The organism is Mycolicibacterium arenosum, from assembly GCF_024320865.1.
Classification (GTDB): domain Bacteria; phylum Actinomycetota; class Actinomycetes; order Mycobacteriales; family Mycobacteriaceae; genus Mycobacterium; species Mycobacterium arenosum.
The window spans coordinates 128,754-147,142 of record NZ_JANDBD010000007.1; the positions used below are offsets into that span (position 1 = coordinate 128,754).

Below are 18,389 nucleotides of genomic sequence, written 5' to 3' on the forward strand. Positions count from 1 at the left end.
GGGAATAAAACTGGTGTCGAGACGCCTCGTCCAGCGCCCTTAGGCTTCACACGAGGAGGGCACAGCGGTGAATCGGCTTCAAGTAGATGTGGACGAGGTCTACGCCACCTCGCATGCCATCGGCAACGATGCGGAGGAACTTCGGGATGAACTCGTTGGACTGCAACGTGATTGGGATAACCTGTCGCGCGAGTGGTTGGGCGCTGCGTCGTCGGCGTACTCGAAGATCTGGGTCGAATGGCTCGAGGGTGCCACCGCTCTGGTCAACGCACTCGCCGATTCGTCGCACGATCTCGGTGCCGCCGCCGTCGGGTACGGCGAGACCGACACGGATTCAGCAGCACACCTCGATTCGACTGCAATCGGGACGAGGCTCTGATGCGCTACCGGGTGGAACTCGGGGAACTGGTGTCGTTCATCGATCAGCTTCAGTCGTTCGTACTCCGGGCCGAAGCCCTCGCGTCCCGTATCGACGGACAAGTCGCTTGCTTGCATACGGCCTGGTCCGGTGACGCCGCCGAGGCACATCGTGCCCAGCACGACAGGTGGATGGCGGGTGCGGTTGAGATGCGCGACGCGCTGGCGGAACTCCGCGAGGCCGCGGATAACGCGAACCGCAACTACACCGAGGCCGCGCAACACAACGTGGACATGTTGAGTTGACTGTTCAGGACGTCGATCCCGCCACGTACTACGCCATCGGCGGGGGCTTGTTCGAGAAGGCGGCCAAGCTCTACGACGCGTTCGCCGTCAATGTGCGCGTCCTCGGCGACACCGCCGCGATGTCGGGCACAGACGACGCCGGAACGGCGTGGGCGACGTCGTATGACGAGCGGGCCGCCGAGGTGTTGGGTGCGGTCAACGATCTGACGCGGGCCATGGAGAACTACGGCGGCGTGATCATCCAGGCCGGCTACAACCACGCGGTTGCCGAATACAACGCCACCCAGGGCGACCGGGGCACCCCGCCGACGAAGCCACCCGAGCCCGCCAGCGCGGCAGGCGTCCTGACCGCGCCGCCTTCGGCAGGCGGACCCGGCAGAGGCCTGATCGACGCGATCGGTCTGATGCAGCAGGTCGGCGTTCCCGTGCCCGACGGCGACACCGACAAGGTGTCGACAGCCGCCGACGCGTGGGACCGACTGGCGACGGTGTATCAGACGACGACGATCGCAGACGGTCTCGAGGTCGACGCTCGCGCGTTCCGAGACACTCTTTCACCCGAGGTCGAGTATCTCGTTCGGGACCTTGAAGAGCTTCGCGACGCAACGGCTGCGGTGTTGGACGGGTGCGCCGAATTGGCCGAGTCCTGCCGGGAGTACCGCTCGGCACTCGACGACCTTCGCAACCAGCTCGAGGTCATCCTGCAGGACCTGGCGATCGAACTCGCGGTCACGGCGGCGGTGGCCGTCGCAGCATCGTTCATCTCGTTCGGTGCCGGTGCCGTCGCGGGCACGGCCAAGGCTGCGCAGTCGATTACCAAGTTCGCGCGGATCATCGCCGAAGCCGTTGCCGCGTGGAAGATCTCGAAGAACGTCAGTAAAGGCGTTAGACGGGCGCGGGATATCGCGAGCGCGCGTCAGAAGCTGGAGCGGCTGGAGAATCTAGGGCGGAAAGGGAAGCCGGAGGACATTCCGCCGCCTGTGCGAAAGCTCGACGATCTGTTCAGGGATCGCGTGCCAAAGGCAAGCGAGCTGGAGGAGTACGCCGGGTCGCAAGGGTGGACTAAGACCCAAACACCTGGAGGACCGCCGAAGTACGTCGATGAGAACGGTATCGTGCGCATGACTACCAAAGAGGGCAGCCCTCGGACGCCTGGTAGCGAGGGCCCTCATGTCGAACTCCGGGACGGCACGGGGCAGCGGATCGACCCGAATGGGAATCCGGTGACGAGGCGCAGCGAAGGCAATCACACGCCGATCGAATGGGACTGGTGATGATCGACTACGTTCAGTTCCCCGGCCTGGCCGGCGTCTATCTCGAGGACAGCTACGTGTTGTCGATATCCGAGGCGGCGGGTCAACTCACGTTCGAACTCGACGCGGTGCTGACGCCGGAAAGTCCGGCCTACCAGGCGCCACGACCTGGGGAGCAGTACTGCTACGCCAACGGTCAGCTGATCTTCCCGAATGTCGTCAGCATCGAGTGGGTCACGCGGTCCGAGCACCGCTTCACGGACGCGTCCGGCGAGCAGGACCTCGGCAACGTGGACGTCCTCGCGGTCGACGGGCAGGTCTTCGTCGTTGAAGGTGACTGGGGGAAGGTTCGAGTAGTCAGTGATCCACCGCAGTTCGCGGTCGGAGTCTGACTTGCGGTGCTGTGTTTCCCCCGTATTGAACCCGGCGAGGATGTAACTGTAATGACGAACGAACAGGTCAGGGTTGTTACCGGCTGGGCGACGAACAGCGGCGGGGCGCTCGGCGGCGCGAGTGGATAGCCACTTCTCTTTCCTGACGACCGCGCAAGCCGAATTACTCCGCCAGATTCTCCTGCGCCGCGACCCGTCCTTACTTGAGCGAGTCCAGCACGCGAAGTCGCTGTCCCGATTCGATGCCGACGAGATCATGTCCATCCTTGGCGCCGAGTTCACAGACAATCTCGACGACGAGTGGGAACCGACACCGTACGGCTTGCAAGTGAACGACGTTCTCGCACAATTCAATGTTGGCGTTCTAGAAGAGTGGCCGTGAGTTCTCGCCGTCTCCACGGATTGCTTTGCCTCACACGGCGGAGCACCCTGTACTGGAAGTCGGCGAGCTCGGAGGGGACTGATGGCTGAACACCGCGAGCATGTGGCGCTGATGCTCCAGGGCTATCGAGATCTGATCGAACGCTTCATCAGCGGCGAGATTTCGGCAGATGTGTTCGAACGCGACTACATGAAGCACTTCAAGAGCGATCCGAATCAGATTGTCGGCGACGAGTTCGACGTCCTCGATCGATTGTTCGCCGACATCGACGAGTACGTTGACGATCCGGTCATCAGGCAGGACACGGGCGGTATAAGCGGCGAGGAACTGCGAGAGCGGGCGCAAGCGGCCTATGACCGCCTCTACGGTGAGGCCCGGTGAAGCACACCCGTCCGTACCCCGTCCCGAAAGGCTGGCCGTGATGGATCTAGGGCTGAACGGGAAGCGACTGCGATCGGTGCTGATCGAGTACGCGTTGAGGATGGAGTTCTCCGGCGCGTACTTCGTCGTGATCGAGTCACCGTTCACCGTCGAACTGCGAGGCGAGACCGTTGCGCTGTCGCCCGAGGACGATTCGGACGAGCGCCTCTCATCTGTAAGGGATTTGGTGGGTCAAAACGTCACAGAGTCCTCCGCCACTGAGGGCGGGGCGCTGTGCGTGGCGTTCGATGGCGGCGCACGACTGAGAGTCGAACCGGACCCGGCGTACGAGGCGTGGAACGTCTCCGGTCCCGACGGGGCACTTGTCGTCAGTACCCCTGGAGGAAGGCTTGCTGTGTGGAGCGCGAAAAGCCAGGAGGCCGACTAGAAGCCGCTGCCAGGCCGAAGGTCTCGACGACAATCTGCTACCAGGCGCCGTCGGTCACCGAGTCGGCGCCGACACCACCGAGCGCGATCACCGTCTTCGAATCGACCGGCACGAAGGGCTTCTCATGGACACCGAGCATGTGGCCGACGCTCTTGACCTTCGACAGGACATCGGAGGGAGCCAGATCACTGGCGTCGGCGTCGTAGTAGTCGAACCAGGGCAGGCCGGCTTCCACGTAGGCGTCCCGATCGACCGGTGACGGCGGCGGCACCTCCCCTGTGATGGCAGTCCACTGGGCGGCCGAGCACAGATGAACGAACACGCGGAGCGCACAGCTCTGGTCGTAGTCGGTCAGTGGGCGATCATCGGCGTAGACCTCCTGCCGCATCCGCCCGCCGGCACCCAGGCCCATGTCAGCTCCAGCGGGGGCTGCCATGCAAGCGACCATGCCTTCTTCGCACACCTCCGGCACCTCTTCGACGGCGCGCCACGCCGCCAGCGCTTCCTCGTTAAGGCCGACGGCGCGAAGCTGGACTCCGCCGTGAGTCTCCTGCCCGGTGACCTGGCCTTCGACCGTGGCTCCGGAACCCATTGGCACGGCAACGAACTGACGGATGAACCCATCGCCGGCGTTGATGCCGTCAAGCCACGGCTGATCCGGCAGCGCGACGTAGTTCTGCGGATCTCCGACGAGGTGATCGATCCAGGGCAGGCCGCTGACAGCGCACACCTTGCCCACGCCGACCTGCAACGCGGCCGGTTCGGCCGAGTGGAACGACAGCCACATCGCCTCGCGTTGATAGATCGGCAGCATCACGCCGCCGCGATTCAGCCACTCGGCAGGCGCGGTGTCGGGATAGTCGGCCACTCGACGCAGCGGAAACCGGCCAAGGCCTGGTGGCAGCGGATGCAAACCGGTCTCGGGGATTCGCAGCGTCCGCTGAAAGTCGACGCTCACCGAGCCCAGGATCAAACGGTCCCCGACGATTTCTACGTGCGCCGTGCTCGTCACAAATGCCTCCCGATCGATGGACTGGCCTGATAAGTACCACTCGCCACCGACAGGTGTCCTACATTGCACCCCGTGCGGGTAGTCGCGTGGAACGTGCAGCATGGCGGGGGCTCACGCGTCGCGCGGATCATCGCCGCGTTGGTAGCGCTCAACCCCGACGTGCTCGTGCTGTCCGAGCACCGCGCAACGGGCCCGCTGGCGAGCGCGCTCAACGAGCGCGGGTGGATCCATCAGATCGGCTTGGCCGACCCGTCTGGTGGATACGCCGCCGTCCTGATCGCATCACGCCGTGCGCTTCGAAACCTCGATCCTCAGTATCCCGATGCGCAGTGTTCGCCGCGTTGGGCTCATGTGGAAGTGGCCGATTCGGGCTGGGCCGTGGCGGGCGCGCTCATTCCGGGACACAACCGCGACCACCCGCATCGGAAGGAGCAGTTCTGGGATTTCGTCGTCTCGGAGTTCGCTCCGCTGGCTGCTCGACGGCCGACGCTGCTCATCGGCGACCTCAACACCGGACTGCACCGTATCGACGAAACCGGCGCGACGCTGAGATGCTCAGAGCACATGATGGCGCTTCGGGAAGCCGGATGGATGGACGTGTGGCACGCCCTCCATCCGAACGTTCGACCACCGTCCTCATGGTGGGAACCCATGACGGGCAACGGATTCAGGCTCGATCATACGTTCCTATCGCCGTGTAGCCCGCCCGCCCTCGCGATCGACTATCCCCGCGTCGTCGACGGCGCCCCGACCACGCGGGCCGGCGCCCCGAAAGGCTGTGGATGAGACACCGCCACTGTCCGACCACGTACCGGTGGTGGTTGATCTGGGCGACGTCGGGGCGCATAAGGCTAGTCACTTCTGCGACGACTCCGTCGGAACCATCGACGACCGTTAGGCATCGTCAACGTGGTCGAGAGCAACCAGCTCGGCGAGACACTCAGCCTCCTGTGATCGCGCAGGAGTCTTTGTTCAACTGGCAGCGAATTCGCATTGCGCGTGTCGAAGCTACACAGCCCGACCACCTCCAGCAGGTGCTCGATGACGCCCGTGAATTGCTTGCACGACAGCTTGCCGAAGACGACGCGATGATTCAACGCGCTTGAGAGATCTTCGAGTCAGTCGCGAAGACCGAGGCCATCGACGGCTTGCGGTTCTGGTCGGTAAGCGATCTGGACCGCAGCCTGCCGGCGCTACGCGAGGATCTTGATCGGTTCGCGAAGTCGCGACGGGCACAGCTGCACGGATGGTCTGATTTCAAGGCGCCGACAGCCCTCGAAGGGGCGAGTGCCGCAATCGAACTCGTCGGGGAGACGGCCGCGAAGGGCTGGGAGGCCGCAGGCGGCGCGGCCTGCAACACTCGCTCTCGGCGCTGCGAGCGAAGGCATCGACAAGATCAGCGGCTACTTCGGACGGGCGCGTGAGAAGAGCAAGGTGCGGCGCCAGGCACAGGCAGACGAAACCGAAGACTCCAATTAGACCGGATTCGATCAGGAATTTGCGAGGGCTTCGGCGACGGAAGCGACGTTACCGCCGATGCCGCACTCACCGCTAACGGCGGCCCCCTTCGAAGCTTCCTCCCACTCGATAGTCCAGCGCATCAGAACTCCGCTGGGGAACCTGGAACCCGGAGCCGACGCAGCGTTCACCCCGGCTGTTCTGGTGGCGGACGAGCGCGACGCGAGCCCTGTCGACTTCGACTCGTCGCAGACAGTTCGGGCACTTCCACGACGTCGGCCCGTTCGGCCGCGGCGGCGTTTCTTTCACAGCCGCCGGGGATACTTGACTGTGTGCGGCTTTGCACTCCGCACACAGTCCTCGCCCGATATCGAAGCTCCTCATCGACTTTCGCGACTTGCAGCCCACGCAGTACTGCGTGGTCAATCGCCTGTCGGCCGATCCCCGGCTCTCGCCCCTACCCATGACTTGACATTAGCCGCATCACCCGACAAACCGGGGTGATCTGGCGAGCGGCTGCACTCCGCCGCACCTCCGCGAACAAGATGCACAACGATCTGAACACGATCCGAGTCATCAACGACGTCAGCGATGGCAGATGCCGCGATCATGGGGGCTCAGAGCCGCGGGTGTCGGACCCCTGTGCCACGATCGCCGACGTGGCGAGCTGCGGTGCGCGAGATATCGGATTCCACAGCGAGATCGCTGCGATCATTCACGCTCGTCTGAATGACGCCGAATGCGGCGCAGCGAGCCGCGAGCGGATCGCCGCCATCGCTCGCAAGGTAGCCGACCACGTAAAGCGGGATGACCCGACCTTCTGCTACGAATGGTTCTACGGCGCTTGCGGACTCGACCCGTGGGGCGACCTACAGCCGCACTTCGATCCGTCTCGCGCTCCGATTGTAAAATGGGATCCAGACATCAAAGACTTCAGGAGGATCGAGCGCGATGTCGACTGAATCCTTCTTGGAGGTGACGCTCTACGTCGCCGACGTCAGACGCTCGGCCGCATTCTATCGGGCTGCAGGGATTCCGCTGTTCGACCGCGAAGACGGTATGCGCTTCCACGTCGACGGCGGTATCGGCGTGACCGCGCTGCAGCTGTATCCCGCAGTGGTGAAACCGGTCAGCAGTGTGCAGTTGGGATTCCGCGTCACCGACATCGGCATCCTAGTAAGCGCACTCACGGAGATCGGCGCCGACTTCGAGACCCCCGGCCCGCGACGCCTGACGACTCAGGACCCCGACGGAAACCGGGTGCACTTCTCCGAGATCGTTCGCAGCGGGCCGTGACATGCGCGATCGATACTTCCGCGGTATGACGATCACGCCGAGATCCGCGACCAGTGGCAGGCATCCCGGCAGTCGGCCCTCGCATCCGTCGGGCAGCAAGCGCCCGCATGACAGCGAGGTCTAGAGCTCGAACCACTCAAGGGGGGCGTCGCAACTGACCACCGCTGTAGCCGGCGGCGATGTGCTGCTGAATCTCCCGAGCCAGGTCGGCGGCTTCCTCGCTCACGCTGGGCTCGGTTCCAGTCCAGGTGACAACGTCGTCGAATCGATCACACCGGTGGCGACAACCCGTCCTCGCGCTACGTCTTCGACTTGAAACTGTCTGGTCATGAGCGGGAATAATGCCATACGGTCGTTGAGCCTACGCTCAGGCGGCATACACCAGCGGTCTACTGTCGCCGCCAACGGACCCATTGTCGACGGGCCGGCTTCGGAACCACATCCTCAGCCTTCGACTTTGCCCGCTCTGCTTTCAGGATCTGAAGCGTCTTCAGATCCTTGCCGCCATGAAAATGGTTGCGCAGCACTGCGAGAAAGTCCTCGTTGTCTTCGGTGACGGCGGCAAAAAGTGTCATTGACGACTTGAGTTTCACCACGTCCCGTCCCATCAAGATCGGCGTCGCCGCACTCGACCTCGCGACCAGTTGCGCACACCGGCGCAGACGAGGACCGAGCACCTCATGCTCCAGACACGCCTTTGCTTCCTCTGCGGATCCAATACCGAAGAACCGAGCAGTGTCGGTATAACCCAGCCCCTGCAACTGCGGAAACACGTACCACATCCAGTGCGTCCGCTTCCGTCCAGCGCGCAGTTCCTTGACTGCCTGGTCGTAGACACCGTCGCGATCCTGCGCGACGACGAAGCGCTCGAGGTCGAACGGATCGTCCATCTCTACACCGTGCCCTAGGACCAATCGTTCTGTCCACAACTTAGAAGCCACCACCTACAACCCCTGTGCTGCATCGATTCTCGCGATGTCGATCAGTTCCTGCAAGGTCGGCCGGACAGCCAGCTCGAGCGTCTCGCGGGCACCTGCCACCTTCCGGGAAAGTACCCATCCCGACTCGGCGTGTTTCGCACGGTAGGTCAGTCGCGCGTCACCGTCCCACGTCGTCATCGCGTAGTCACCCGGCTTCAGCATCTGCCATTTGTTCTGCGTCATCGCCCGCCCCCATCACGGCCGGCCTCCACCCCCGGAGGCGCTCTTGCCGACACCGGTCGATGTCGGCCGCTTCGTCATCCGAGCCACCCTCGAGCGTGGGGTTGGCGTGCCATCAAGTCGGAGCTTGTCGATGGCAACTCGTGAAGCGATTGGATCAACGGCGGGCGCGCCGACTTCATTCCCGTGTCGGTATGCGTGCCTACGCTGACGGCAGCTCTCGAGCGGACGGCAGTTCGGTTACCTGGCCCGCCGTCCCGGCAACCGCGCCACCACCGCACGGTGCCCCAGGGGAAGAGCGGGCACGCCTCGCGTGCAAGAGGTGGGCGTCCGATCGCGGCGCCGCCAGAAGGCTGCACTATGACCGACGATGACCCGAGCTCACTCGATACCGCAGTGCGAGAACGCATCACCGAACTCTCGGTGCACATCGCCTGTGGGGGCATCCGTGGACCGATTCAGCAGCCGAGCCGCGCGTACCCGAACCTGCCGATCCGATGGCAGTCCTGCCGCGACGAGGAACTGCCAGTGAAGTGGGAGGGCGCGGACGTCTCCCGCATGGTTGACCTCTGCACCATCTGCCTTCGCGGCAACGCCGGCGGGCCGTCACGCTGGGCGTGGACGGCGTGCACCGACTGCCGCGCCATTAACGATGACATCGGAAAGCGCTGGGGTTTCAAGCCGTTCGAATTGGGTCGACACAGTGTTATGAACGGCATCGGGGTGCGCGGCGGGTTGGGCCCCGAGCAACGGGTCGCAGCACTCGAGCATCTCGACGAGTTCAGGAAGGGCGACAGCGACATCCGCGCCTGGCGAGTTCGCGAGTATCGACGGCTGGCGAGCAGGTACGACCCGCTCGCCGACATCCCGCTCACCACGTGGCAGCGGGACTGGCCGCCGGGTAGGCAAGCATCCCGCGACGCGTTCGACCGACTGCTAGGCCGCTGATTCGCGGATCGAGGGCGGCGCCGGAAACTACCTACCTGTTGAAGGCGCTGCCAGCGCGATGATCTTGTCTCGGTCCGGATCTACGTTCTCCTGCGCCCACTCGACAACCTCATCCTCCTGAGTGAAGAGGATGACCTGGTGTTCAGTGCTGAGCTCGTGGAGTAATTCCAAGATAGCGACCGTGCGCGCGCCGTCGGACTGGGTGGTGACGTCGTCGAAGATTAGCGGAGCGGTCTCGTCGCCGCCGGAGAGCACTTGCGAAAGTGTGACCCGCAGCAGTAGGTAGATCTGCTCCGTGGTGCCCAACGAGAGCCGATGCGCCTGGCGCACTTGGCCGGTAGCCTCGGTCACCTCGATCTTGAGATCACTGGGATCCACTACCGCCTCGCGATAGCGACCGTTGGTCACCCGCGGAAGCCAGGGCTTCATCCGCGCCGCCAGTGCCGGCGCGATAGAGGCGTTGGCCCGCTCCTTCGCGGCCTCGAGCTCGGCGGTCGCCGCGTCTAGACAAGAAGCCAGCAGCTTCACCCTGGCAACCTCTTGCGTTGCATCGGCCTCGGCTTCCACAGCCTCTGCGACCGACCCGAGGTCGTTCTCGAGTGTCGAGATCTGGCCTTTGAGCTGCCCGTCCCCGTCTTTCAACTTATCCAGCCGAACCTTCGCTTGCTCGGCAAACGCGTTGAGATCGGGCGGCATCGGTTCAGTCGGCTCAGGTCCGGCGCTCGCCGTAAGCGCCTGGAGCTCGGCCGTCAGATCGGCGAATTCCCGCCCGCCGAGCAACTGCGCGAGCAGGGCGACGTCGGTCTTCCGCGCGGCCGACGCCTCCAGCTTCGATTCCTGTTCCACCACCCACTGGCGCAGCTCGTCGGTAACCACATCCGGCTCGACGTTGAGACCGAGAGCTGCTGCGACTTCAATAACACCGCGCCTCTGGCCCTCTCGCGCAGCGAGTGCCTCGCGGTGGCTCGCTTCGAGCTGCTGCCGCTGCGTGTGGGCGGCCATCAGATCTGGGCGGCGGGCGGCCTGCTGTGCGATCTCAGTGCGCTCGGTGCAGGCCTCGACGTAGTCGGCAAAGCCTCGAAGTGTCGCCACCACATGATCGTCCGTGACCTCTGCATGAGCGGCGTGGCCGAGCAGACGGCCGAGGACTCTGGCATGGTTCTCGCGCGAAAGACGGAACTCGGCGGCGCGCTCCATGTGCTGCGCCATCTGCGTCTGGGCGGCACGGGCGTCATCGATCTCGCGGGCGACCCCTTTAAGAGCGTCCGGGTTCGGGTCGAGGGCTTCGGCGAGCACCCTCTGCCGGGCAGCATCGACCAGTTCTCGATGTCGGCGTAGCGCAACCTCTTGCGCCATGACGTCAGCTTGCGCCTCCTGCGCCCCGAGCGCTGCGAGGAGGAAATCGGACTGCTCGAGGGTGACAGCAATGAGCTCGTCAGCGGCCGACCGCTCAGCGCTGTGGAGCACCGCGAGTTCGGACGCCTGCGCTCCGCCGAGCGCGGCCGCGTCGTACGCGGCTTTGGCCTCCCGGTAGGCGATGTCCTTCTGCTCGACCTCGTCATGCAGCGTCGCGATTCGCGCCACCCGTACGTCGCGTGCCTGCTCGAACTCCGCGACGGCGACAGCGTCCACCTCGGGAGGCGTCGACGCAAGAACATCGGCGAGAGTGCGCAACTCGTCTGCGGCCAGGGTGGTCGACGGCGGTGCGACCGCGGACGGCGCCGTCTGCATGTGGGTGTCCAGAGCGGTCTGCGCTTTAACGAGCTCGCTATGCGCCTCCACGACCTCCACGCGCGGTATCAGGTCCCCGTCGGGAGCCGAGGGCAGCGCATCGATCTCGGCCTGCAGGTCGGCCGCCGTCGGTCCATCAGCGAGCGGTGCCACATCGGTTCCACCGTCGTACACGGCGAGAACGTTGGTCGCGGCCGACAGCTTCTCTCCGTCGACCGTCAGGTCCGACTCGTTGGTCTCAGCGAGCGCTGCCGATAGCTCGGCGGCCTTATCCACCCGGCCGCGCAAGTCGTGCACGCTCTTCCATTTGGTGAAGCGTTCGGCCAGCGCGACTTTCGCACGTGCATCGACCAGAGCGGCGGCGAGCCTCTTACGGTTACCGATCGCTTCGAGAAGGTCTCCGAAAGCGTCCCGTCGCGTCCCCGCGAACCTTTCCGAGGTATCCAAAGCCTTCAGTGCGGTCCCGAGCGGCTTGACCCCATGTGGAACGCCCACCCATTCCTTGCGCCAGTCGTCGAGCCGATTCACCGCCGCGTCGGCGGTGGCATCGGCCGTTCCAGTCGCAGCCGCTTTCGCCAGCAGGTCTTGCAGCGCGTACGCGTCCTCGAGCACACGGAGGATGTCGGCCTGCCCGGTGAAGATGGTCGCTCGCGCCGAGTGACGGTTCAGGCCCAGTAGTCGAGTGGCGTCGAGGCTGTTATCCGTGAGCAAGTCTGCATCGGACACCGCCTGACCTGTCGACGCATCGACGATCCGCCATTCACTCTTGGCCAAATCCTGTTCAATCGCCAGCACGCGGCCGTCGTCGAGCGTAATGGCGAGGTCGACGGCCCATTTGGAGCCAGACCACGGCTTGTGCCGGTTCTTGTACTCGGTCTCGGCAGAAGAGCCCTTGCCCTTGTACTTCCGGCGGCCTGCGAGAGCTGCGTAGGTGGCATTGAACCAACTGGACTTGCCCGCCTCGTTGATTCCATGGACGACGTTGAGTCCCTCTGCGAAGTCCAGACTCTCGGCGCGCAGGGGCCCGAACGCGGCCCCGACCACCCTGGTGATGCGCACGTCTCAGGCCCCCTGAGCGGAGGCGTCGAGTGCGGCAAGCCCGAGCGCGATGGTCTGATGACGTTGCAGCTCGGGCGTGTTGGCGTACGCCATCGCGTGGAGAAACTCCGCGCGGGCACTGCGATCCGTTGGGTCGACAGTCGGCATCGCGAAGCTGAGGCCGTCGAGGTCAAGCACCACCTCCGACGGGAGATTGCGATCCGGCCCTCCGAAACCCGGCAACAGCACGGCGGGTGCCAAGGTGCCGCGCAGGCGTAACAGCAAAGGGCCACCCGTCAGTCCGGCCTCGAGTGCAGCGTCGAGTTCTTCGGTGGTCGCCGCATCCGTGACGTCGACGTCCACCAGCGATCCGGGTTGATCGGGCAGGTCGATGCGTTCGGCAGGCTTCTGCGGTTCCGCGCTGTCGATCAGCACGACGCACCCACCTGGTTCGCGGGGGTCGTGAACCAGATCGGGCACGCCGAGTGCACCGTCGTCCGTTCCCGCGCGAATGAGGACCCGAGGCTCCCCCGCGGCCGGGACCCGCGGAGCGGCCCCGCCCGGCGACGTCCACGCACTCGCCCACACCGACGCCGCGGCTCTACACGGTTCGTATTCCGGGGACGCGCAGATGGACGTGTTCGCCGCCCAGGCATGGGTGTTGTAAAGGCTGGTGTCGTCGATCCAGTCGGACCGGCCGGGGACGATGACGACGTCGCCGCTGAACGTTCCGAGGATCTGCGACGCGTAGTCGACCGTGGCGCGCGACGCGTACGAGCGATCGAAGAGATCGCCGGCAATCAGCAGGACGCGCACGCCTCGGTCGTTAGCCTGCTGGACGACGAGTGCCAGGGCCTGCCGGGACCACGTGCGCAACGCGGTACCGAACGAGGCGCCGAGGTCGGTCCACGCGTGATCGAGGCGCACTCCTCGCACAATCATGACGTCCACGGCCCGAAAACCCTCCCGTTTGCTGTCTATCATGCGGAGAGCCATCTCGGAAGATTGGAGACCGCGATGACGGACGGTTTCGCTCACCTCACGGCGGGAGCCAAGGTCGAGGGATTGGTCGCCGATACGGTCGTGGAGATCATCGAGATCACGCAGACCGGCTCCGGCGCATTCGTGAAGTTCCGCGACGAGTACGGCATCGACGAACAGCGCCTGTTCTCCACTGAGGCGTTGAACGATGCCCAAGCGGTCAGCGGTGGCGGCCCCACGCTCGACGCCAACCCCGATCAGTTCTGGCTCGCCATCGAAGCGCTTCGCCTGCGGAACGCCGCACTGATCAACCCGCTGCTCGCCGTATCGTCGTCCAATGTCGAGGCGCTGCCGCACCAGGTGCAGGCCGTCTACGACTGCATGCTCACCGGACACCCAAAGCGATTTCTTCTCGCCGACGACCCCGGCGCCGGAAAGACCATCATGGCAGGCCTTTTCATCAAGGAGGCACTCGCGCGGGGATGGGCCCGACGGTGTCTGATCGTGGTACCCGGCAGTCTCGTCGAGCAGTGGCAGAACGAGTTGAAGGAGAAGTTCGCGCTCCATTTCGAGATCTTCGACAGAGCGCTCCTGGGTGATCCGCCGGCTCAGTCGCTGGTCGAGTTCCCCTTCCTGATCGCCCGCCTCGACCAGTTCAGCCGGAGTAAGGACCTCACCGCGCTGGCGGTCGACGGCGACTACGACCTCGCGATCTTCGACGAAGCCCATAAACTCTCGGTGAACGCGTGGGGCGACAAAAAGACCAAGCGATTCCTCCTCGCCGAAGCGATCCGGGACGCCGTCCCCAGCACATTGCTCATGACGGCCACTCCGCACAACGGCAAGGACGCCGACTACCGGGCGTTCCTCACCCTCCTGCGATCGGCCGATCAGCCCGCCGTCGACGACCCGGCGAACGACGGACTGATGCGCCGACTCGTCAAGGAACAGCTCGTCCACCTGGACGGCTCGCCGCTGTTCCCGGAGCGCCGCGCGAGCACGGTGCCGTACAAGCTCAGCCCGAAGGAGCACGACCTCTACGAGGACGTCAGCGAGTATGTCCGCGAGGAGATGAACAAGGTCGCCGACGACGACACCAAACGCAGCGTGGGCTTCGCGCTGGTCGTTCTGCAGCGACGATTGGCGTCCTCCCCGCGGGCGATTCTGCGGTCACTCACCCGTCGGCGCGACCGGCTACGCGCGCAGGCCGACCAGGCGCAGGGAGCTGAGGACGACCTCGCCGCCAAGCTGGCAGCCACGCTCGGGATCGCCTCAGAAGATCCCGATGACATGACCAGCACGCGGGCGGAGACCTATCAGGACGAGGTCGTCAACGTCGCCACCAACGCGCGGACGCTGGCGGAACTCGAGACGGAGATCCTGGTACTCGACCGTCTCGTCAAGAAGGCCGATGCGGTCCACGCCGCCAGCGTCGATGCGAAGTGGGAGGCGCTCGCCGAGTTGCTCACCACCGACGCCATGTACGACGACGAGGGACAACGCCGCAAGATCATCATCTTCTCGGAGAATCGCGACACACTCGACTACCTGGAGGACCGTCTCGCCGAACTCCTTCCGAAGTCCGTCGACGTCCGGGTGATCCACGGCGCCATGTCGTGGCCGGACCGCCGCGAGTCGCAGGTACGGTTTATCGACGAGCCGAGCAGCTCCGTGCTGATCGCGACGGATGCGGCTGGTGAGGGTGTCAATCTTCAGGTGGCGCATCTGATGGTCAATTACGACGTTCCATGGAACCCCAATCGGCTCGAGCAGCGGTTCGGTCGTATCCACCGGATCGGCCAGCGGCACGTCTGCCACCTCTGGAATCTGGTGGCGTCCGACACGCGGGAAGGTGATGTGTTCCGCACGCTGCTCGAGAAACTCGAGGTGCAGCGTGAGGCTCTCGGTGATCAGGTGTTCGACGTCCTCGGTGAAGTGCTGACGGACATGAGCCTCAGCCAGCTCCTGACTCGGGCCGTCAACGGGGAGGTAGCCTCCGGCGACATCGAATCCGAGCTCGACACGGTGACTTCTCGCCTGAAGTCCGCGGTCGAGAAACGCGCGGCATCGGTGAGCACGCTCACCCCCGAGGAACTCGCTGTGCTACGTCGTGAGATGGAGATCGCGAAGGCGATGAGCTTTCAGCCGGATGTGTCCCGCGAGTTCGTGTTGCGCGCGGCGCCGCTCCTCCATGTCGAGATCGCGGAATGGGTTGACACCTGGCGGGTTTCATACGTGCCGACGAGGCTTCGCGACTTATTCGGCTCGTCGCTGATGGCCCGCTACGACAGAGCGGCCTTCGAGCATGCGGAGAGCCGGATCTTCAGCGCCGACCCGCCGGAGTTGCTGGCGCCGGGGCACCCACTGGTGTCGGCGCTGGCCGAGGCTATCGACCACGATCTCGGGTCGTCGCTCAAGCGGGGGATCGTGCTGTGCGACAACCGATCCGATAAGGACTATGTGCTCGTCAGCACGATCGACGTCGTCGACGGGAACCCGTCGGCCTTCGATAAGTACGCCGTGGACGGCAGCGGTGATCGGTTGAAGGTGAGTGCAGACCTCTTCACCAGCCTTGACGGTGCGGGAGCGCCGACGCCGGGTGAGGTGGCGGCCGCTGAAGCGGCGGTGGCAGTCACCACCGCGAACGGGGGTGAGGTCGCCGCGGTGGCGTATGTGCGGGGCGCGGCCGACGCGGCAGGCGCAGCTGAGTGGCGTGCCGCGCGCGAGGGACTGCGTGCTGAGTTGACGGCGGTGGGGTTGGATCCGGTTGCAGCCATGCCCGGTCAGGGTTGGGACTTAACGACGGGAAGTGACGAGATCACGTTCTGGTCGGCGGCGGCGTCCGGCGAGACGGAACGACGGCGGTCGGAGAAGCAGGCGGCGGCGAATATGGGTGACAGCTATCGGATCTGGAGTAACAGTCACCCCTAAGCGAGCCCACATTGAAGGGCGACGTGGATACAGAGAAGCTGAAGTTGTCAGTGAAACTGTTCGCCGCAGTCGCCGACGACAAGAAGGATTTCGTCGCGGTCCTGCGCAAGTTCTACGGCGCTAGGCGCGATCTGGAAACGATCAAGATCCTCAAGACGCAGTAGTCGGTGATAACGGCGGATTGAGCCAGGAGCAAAATCCCCCAGCGCTGAAGGCTTCGGCACGCCTTCGGGGACGACGACAGCGACCTCCGCACAACGTCGGGACGATTACGAAGGTCCTCAAGTCGGCACCACCCCCTCGCCGAGGTGTCAATTGTCGACATGTCAGACGAATTGACCGCTACCCATCGACACATCGGTGAATGCAATGGCGCGACGGTTGGGCGGCTAGACGCTGGCACCGACTGGCCATCCGAAACCGGACGAAGGACATCACGATTCTGGTCACAGCAACCAAGTCGCTTTGATAGGTATGAGGCGCTACATGTCGGAACCGGCGGTCATACTCACGTGCTGGTACTACCGAGGCATGAAATTAGGGGGCAGTGGTGAAGGTCGTTTTTCTGCACGGTATCGGCGACGGCGACCCCGACTACACATGGCTCGACGGGCTGAACCGCGGACTGGAGCAGGCGGGACACCCGATCATCGAGCGCGACCAGGTCATCGCGCCGAAGTACAGCAGAATCCTGAAGTCCGACGAGCATGACGGTGCGAAGCTGCCACCGATCACCTACCGTCCGAAGGACGAGCACGTTTCCCGGCGAGAATTCGAGCGCAGGCAGGCTCGCGTCTACAGGCGACTGCGCCTGAAAGACGGGGTGCGGGCATATGGATTCAACATGATCCCGGAATTGATCTGGGCGACCGTGCCACAACAGGTCTACAACCGCCTATCGCTAATGGATCTTGACCAGGTGCGACGGTACGTCCGTGAGGAGAAGGTACGCGCGGCCGTAATGACCGACATCCTCGACCACCTGCCCAACCACGGCGAGATTATGTTGATCGGCCACAGCCTCGGCTCGGTAGTGGCAATCGATCTGCTCGACCACCTGTCGACCGATCTCCACATTCGCAGATTCATCACGATCGGCAGTCCGGCGAACATCCGGGCGCTGCACGACGGCAGTGAGCGACTCCTCAAGAAGTTCCCGTACGGGCGAGTCGACGACTGGTCCAACTTCATCAGCGTCCGCGACATCGTCACTGGGGGACGCGGGCTGTCCCGCACCTTCCCCGGCGCCCAGGATTTCGAGCTCACCAGCGTGGCAGGTCACGATGCCGACCTGTACCTGGGTGATCCCGCAGTCGCCTCGTTGATAGCGCACTCGCTATATCCCCCTAAGGACCTCGTCCCGGCTGGCGCTGGAGTCGCCGTGAGGATGAGCGATCCAGAAGCCTCCATGCTGCTGCTGCAGCACTTCGCTCGCGCCGTCGCACGCAACATCAAGGATGCCGACAAGGCCGGCCGGTTCCGCGCAGCGCTGCGAATACAGCGCGACGAACTCGCCGACGAACTCCGTCAGTCGGCTGCGTCGGGCCAGCTGTTGTCGCCTGAGATGCACGACATGATGAACGGCAAGGTGCCTGAACTTCCCCACCGATGGGAGATTCACGAAGCCGTCGGTGAGCTCGTCGTGTTGGCGATGACCAATTGTGTTGCGCCCTATGAGATCGACGCGGCCGAGGCTCAGATGCTGGCGGTGGGTGATATCGCGGTGTCTATGGGCTTCACCCGAAGCAGGGGCGTCGCAGTCGTGGAGGCGATCAGGGAAGTCAGTGGTCGGTTAAAAGGTGGGGGTGGCGTACCGTGGGGTCAAGTGCTCACCGCCGCAGCCGGACTCGCGTTGCTCGCGGCAGGTCCGGTGGGCCTTGCAGTAGCGGCGCCGGCTGGCGCATTCGGTGCCGCCGCGATCACCGGGGGCTTGGCCGCATTCGGTCCGGGCGGGATGGTCGGCGGGTTGGCCATGCTGGGCGGACTCGCGGGTGCGGGCGCGGCGACGACTGCCGCCGCTGTGGCCGGAGGAGGCGGTGAAGCCGGGGCTGTTCCGAACCTGCAGAAGTTGATCATCCGCGTCTCGACCGAGTACGCGCGCAAGAAGTTGGACCTGCCGTTCGATCCCTCGCTGTGGTATCAGCTGACAGACTTCGAGGGCCAGATCTCAGCGGTGATCAACCGACTCAAGGCCTTCGATGATCCGAAGTCGGCCAAGATTGTCCACCTCACCGCTGCTCAGGTAGCGGTCGCGGCATTGCTGCGCTTCATGATTGAGAAGGGTCTGTCGCCCAAGGAGATCACCGACGGAGAGAAGAAGGCCGTTGAAGCCTGAT

General features: G+C 64.4%; 19 protein-coding genes, 1 pseudogene and 2 riboswitches. Of the genes and pseudogenes, 15 read left to right on the forward strand and 5 right to left on the reverse strand.

What is annotated here, in order from left to right:
- Window positions 1-67: 67 nt before the first annotated feature.
- The 7 genes from NM203_RS17760 to NM203_RS17790 all read left to right on the forward strand — a co-directional run bounded on the left by NM203_RS17760 (window position 68) and on the right by NM203_RS17790 (window position 3,498).
- Window positions 68-379: a WXG100 family type VII secretion target gene (locus NM203_RS17760; RefSeq protein ID WP_255061373.1), complete on the forward strand. Its 312-nt coding sequence runs from the start codon at window positions 68-70 to the stop codon at window positions 377-379.
- Window positions 379-663, forward strand: a complete 285-nt coding sequence (locus NM203_RS17765) for a WXG100 family type VII secretion target (RefSeq protein ID WP_255061375.1) — start codon at window positions 379-381, stop codon at window positions 661-663. Before NM203_RS17760 ends, NM203_RS17765 begins: the two co-directional genes overlap by 1 nt.
- Entirely contained in the window at window positions 660-1,937 is a 1,278-nt protein-coding gene (locus NM203_RS17770; protein ID WP_255061376.1) for a WXG100-like domain-containing protein, read from the forward strand. Before NM203_RS17765 ends, NM203_RS17770 begins: the two co-directional genes overlap by 4 nt.
- Window positions 1,937-2,308 (forward strand): hypothetical protein, encoded by a 372-nt coding sequence (locus tag NM203_RS17775; protein WP_255061377.1) that lies wholly within the window; start codon window positions 1,937-1,939, stop codon window positions 2,306-2,308. Before NM203_RS17770 ends, NM203_RS17775 begins: the two co-directional genes overlap by 1 nt.
- A 121-nt stretch (window positions 2,309-2,429) precedes the next feature.
- A complete protein-coding gene (locus NM203_RS17780) occupies window positions 2,430-2,690 on the forward strand; it encodes a hypothetical protein (protein WP_255061379.1) in 261 nt (86 codons plus the stop codon).
- A gap of 81 nt (window positions 2,691-2,771) precedes the next feature.
- On the forward strand, window positions 2,772-3,071 hold the full coding sequence (locus tag NM203_RS17785) for a colicin immunity domain-containing protein (RefSeq protein WP_255061380.1): 300 nt from the start codon (window positions 2,772-2,774) through the stop codon (window positions 3,069-3,071).
- Between the two features lie 40 nt (window positions 3,072-3,111).
- Window positions 3,112-3,498, forward strand: coding sequence for a DUF6188 family protein (locus NM203_RS17790; RefSeq protein ID WP_255061381.1), 387 nt, complete (start codon window positions 3,112-3,114; stop codon window positions 3,496-3,498).
- A gap of 37 nt (window positions 3,499-3,535) precedes the next feature.
- Here the strand turns inward: NM203_RS17790 and NM203_RS17795 are convergent, their stop codons facing one another.
- Window positions 3,536-4,510: a hypothetical protein gene (locus NM203_RS17795; protein ID WP_255061383.1), complete on the reverse strand. Its 975-nt coding sequence runs from the start codon at window positions 4,508-4,510 to the stop codon at window positions 3,536-3,538.
- Between the two features lie 72 nt (window positions 4,511-4,582).
- Here NM203_RS17795 and NM203_RS17800 point away from each other — a divergent pair, with 72 nt between their 5' ends.
- From NM203_RS17800 to NM203_RS17815, 4 genes are all read left to right on the forward strand, one after another.
- The gene (locus NM203_RS17800; RefSeq protein WP_255061384.1) at window positions 4,583-5,296 is read left to right on the forward strand and encodes an endonuclease/exonuclease/phosphatase family protein; all 714 of its coding nucleotides are present in this window, start codon (window positions 4,583-4,585) and stop codon (window positions 5,294-5,296) included.
- A gap of 164 nt (window positions 5,297-5,460) precedes the next feature.
- Entirely contained in the window at window positions 5,461-5,616 is a 156-nt protein-coding gene (locus tag NM203_RS17805) for a hypothetical protein (RefSeq protein ID WP_255061385.1), read from the forward strand.
- Window positions 5,617-6,513: 897 nt separating this feature from the next.
- A complete protein-coding gene (locus NM203_RS17810) occupies window positions 6,514-6,930 on the forward strand; it encodes a hypothetical protein (protein WP_255061386.1) in 417 nt (138 codons plus the stop codon).
- The gene (locus NM203_RS17815; RefSeq protein ID WP_255061387.1) at window positions 6,920-7,264 is read left to right on the forward strand and encodes a VOC family protein; all 345 of its coding nucleotides are present in this window, start codon (window positions 6,920-6,922) and stop codon (window positions 7,262-7,264) included. The genes NM203_RS17810 and NM203_RS17815 overlap by 11 nt, the downstream gene beginning before the upstream one ends.
- A 482-nt stretch (window positions 7,265-7,746) precedes the next feature.
- On the opposite strand, the pseudogene NM203_RS17820 reads toward NM203_RS17815, so the two are convergent.
- Together NM203_RS17820 and NM203_RS17825 are read right to left on the reverse strand one after the other, a co-directional pair.
- Window positions 7,747-8,154, reverse strand: a pseudogene (locus NM203_RS17820) (DUF1810 domain-containing protein); the annotation flags it as partial.
- Between the two features lie 54 nt (window positions 8,155-8,208).
- On the reverse strand, window positions 8,209-8,427 hold the full coding sequence (locus NM203_RS17825; RefSeq protein ID WP_255061389.1) for a hypothetical protein: 219 nt from the start codon (window positions 8,425-8,427) through the stop codon (window positions 8,209-8,211).
- A 34-nt stretch (window positions 8,428-8,461) separates the two neighbouring features.
- Window positions 8,462-8,573, reverse strand: a riboswitch (SAM riboswitch).
- 67 nt (window positions 8,574-8,640) lie between these two features.
- Window positions 8,641-8,752: riboswitch (SAM riboswitch) on the forward strand.
- A gap of 32 nt (window positions 8,753-8,784) precedes the next feature.
- Here NM203_RS17825 and NM203_RS17830 point away from each other — a divergent pair.
- Complete coding sequence (locus NM203_RS17830) at window positions 8,785-9,372, forward strand: hypothetical protein (RefSeq protein ID WP_255061390.1); 588 nt, start codon at window positions 8,785-8,787, stop codon at window positions 9,370-9,372.
- Between the two features lie 27 nt (window positions 9,373-9,399).
- On the opposite strand, the gene NM203_RS17835 is transcribed toward NM203_RS17830, so the two are convergent.
- Together NM203_RS17835 and NM203_RS17840 are read right to left on the reverse strand one after the other, a co-directional pair.
- Window positions 9,400-12,162 (reverse strand): AAA family ATPase, encoded by a 2,763-nt coding sequence (locus NM203_RS17835; RefSeq protein ID WP_255061391.1) that lies wholly within the window; start codon window positions 12,160-12,162, stop codon window positions 9,400-9,402.
- Between the two features lie 3 nt (window positions 12,163-12,165).
- On the reverse strand, window positions 12,166-13,083 hold the full coding sequence (locus NM203_RS17840) for a metallophosphoesterase family protein (protein ID WP_255061718.1): 918 nt from the start codon (window positions 13,081-13,083) through the stop codon (window positions 12,166-12,168).
- A 75-nt stretch (window positions 13,084-13,158) separates the two neighbouring features.
- On the opposite strand from NM203_RS17840, the gene NM203_RS17845 reads away from it, so the two are divergent.
- From NM203_RS17845 to NM203_RS17855, 3 genes are all read left to right on the forward strand, one after another.
- Entirely contained in the window at window positions 13,159-16,053 is a 2,895-nt protein-coding gene (locus tag NM203_RS17845) for a DEAD/DEAH box helicase (RefSeq protein WP_255061392.1), read from the forward strand.
- Window positions 16,054-16,076: 23 nt separating this feature from the next.
- Window positions 16,077-16,217: a DUF1810 family protein gene (locus tag NM203_RS17850; RefSeq protein ID WP_255061393.1), complete on the forward strand. Its 141-nt coding sequence runs from the start codon at window positions 16,077-16,079 to the stop codon at window positions 16,215-16,217.
- Window positions 16,218-16,603: 386 nt separating this feature from the next.
- Window positions 16,604-18,388 carry a lipase family protein gene (locus NM203_RS17855; protein WP_255061394.1) on the forward strand — a complete coding sequence of 595 codons (1,785 nt, stop codon included), beginning with the start codon at window positions 16,604-16,606 and terminating at the stop codon, window positions 18,386-18,388.
- The last annotated feature ends 1 nt before the right edge of the window (window position 18,389 follow it).

Bases quoted from the DNA above. Each gene is read 5' to 3' on its own strand.
- NM203_RS17765 (WP_255061375.1), top strand. From the start codon at position 379: ATGCGCTACCGGGTGGAACTCGGGGAACTGGTGTCGTTCATCGATCAG.
- NM203_RS17775 (WP_255061377.1), top strand. From the start codon at position 1,937: ATGATCGACTACGTTCAGTTCCCCGGCCTGGCCGGCGTCTATCTCGAG.
- NM203_RS17785 (WP_255061380.1), top strand. From the start codon at position 2,772: ATGGCTGAACACCGCGAGCATGTGGCGCTGATGCTCCAGGGCTATCGA.
- NM203_RS17790 (WP_255061381.1), top strand. From the start codon at position 3,112: ATGGATCTAGGGCTGAACGGGAAGCGACTGCGATCGGTGCTGATCGAG.
- NM203_RS17810 (WP_255061386.1), top strand. From the start codon at position 6,514: ATGCACAACGATCTGAACACGATCCGAGTCATCAACGACGTCAGCGAT.
- NM203_RS17815 (WP_255061387.1), top strand. From the start codon at position 6,920: ATGTCGACTGAATCCTTCTTGGAGGTGACGCTCTACGTCGCCGACGTC.
- NM203_RS17825 (WP_255061389.1), bottom strand. From the start codon at position 8,427: ATGACGCAGAACAAATGGCAGATGCTGAAGCCGGGTGACTACGCGATG.
- NM203_RS17830 (WP_255061390.1), top strand. From the start codon at position 8,785: ATGACCGACGATGACCCGAGCTCACTCGATACCGCAGTGCGAGAACGC.
- NM203_RS17840 (WP_255061718.1), bottom strand. From the start codon at position 13,083: ATGATTGTGCGAGGAGTGCGCCTCGATCACGCGTGGACCGACCTCGGC.
- NM203_RS17845 (WP_255061392.1), top strand. From the start codon at position 13,159: ATGACGGACGGTTTCGCTCACCTCACGGCGGGAGCCAAGGTCGAGGGA.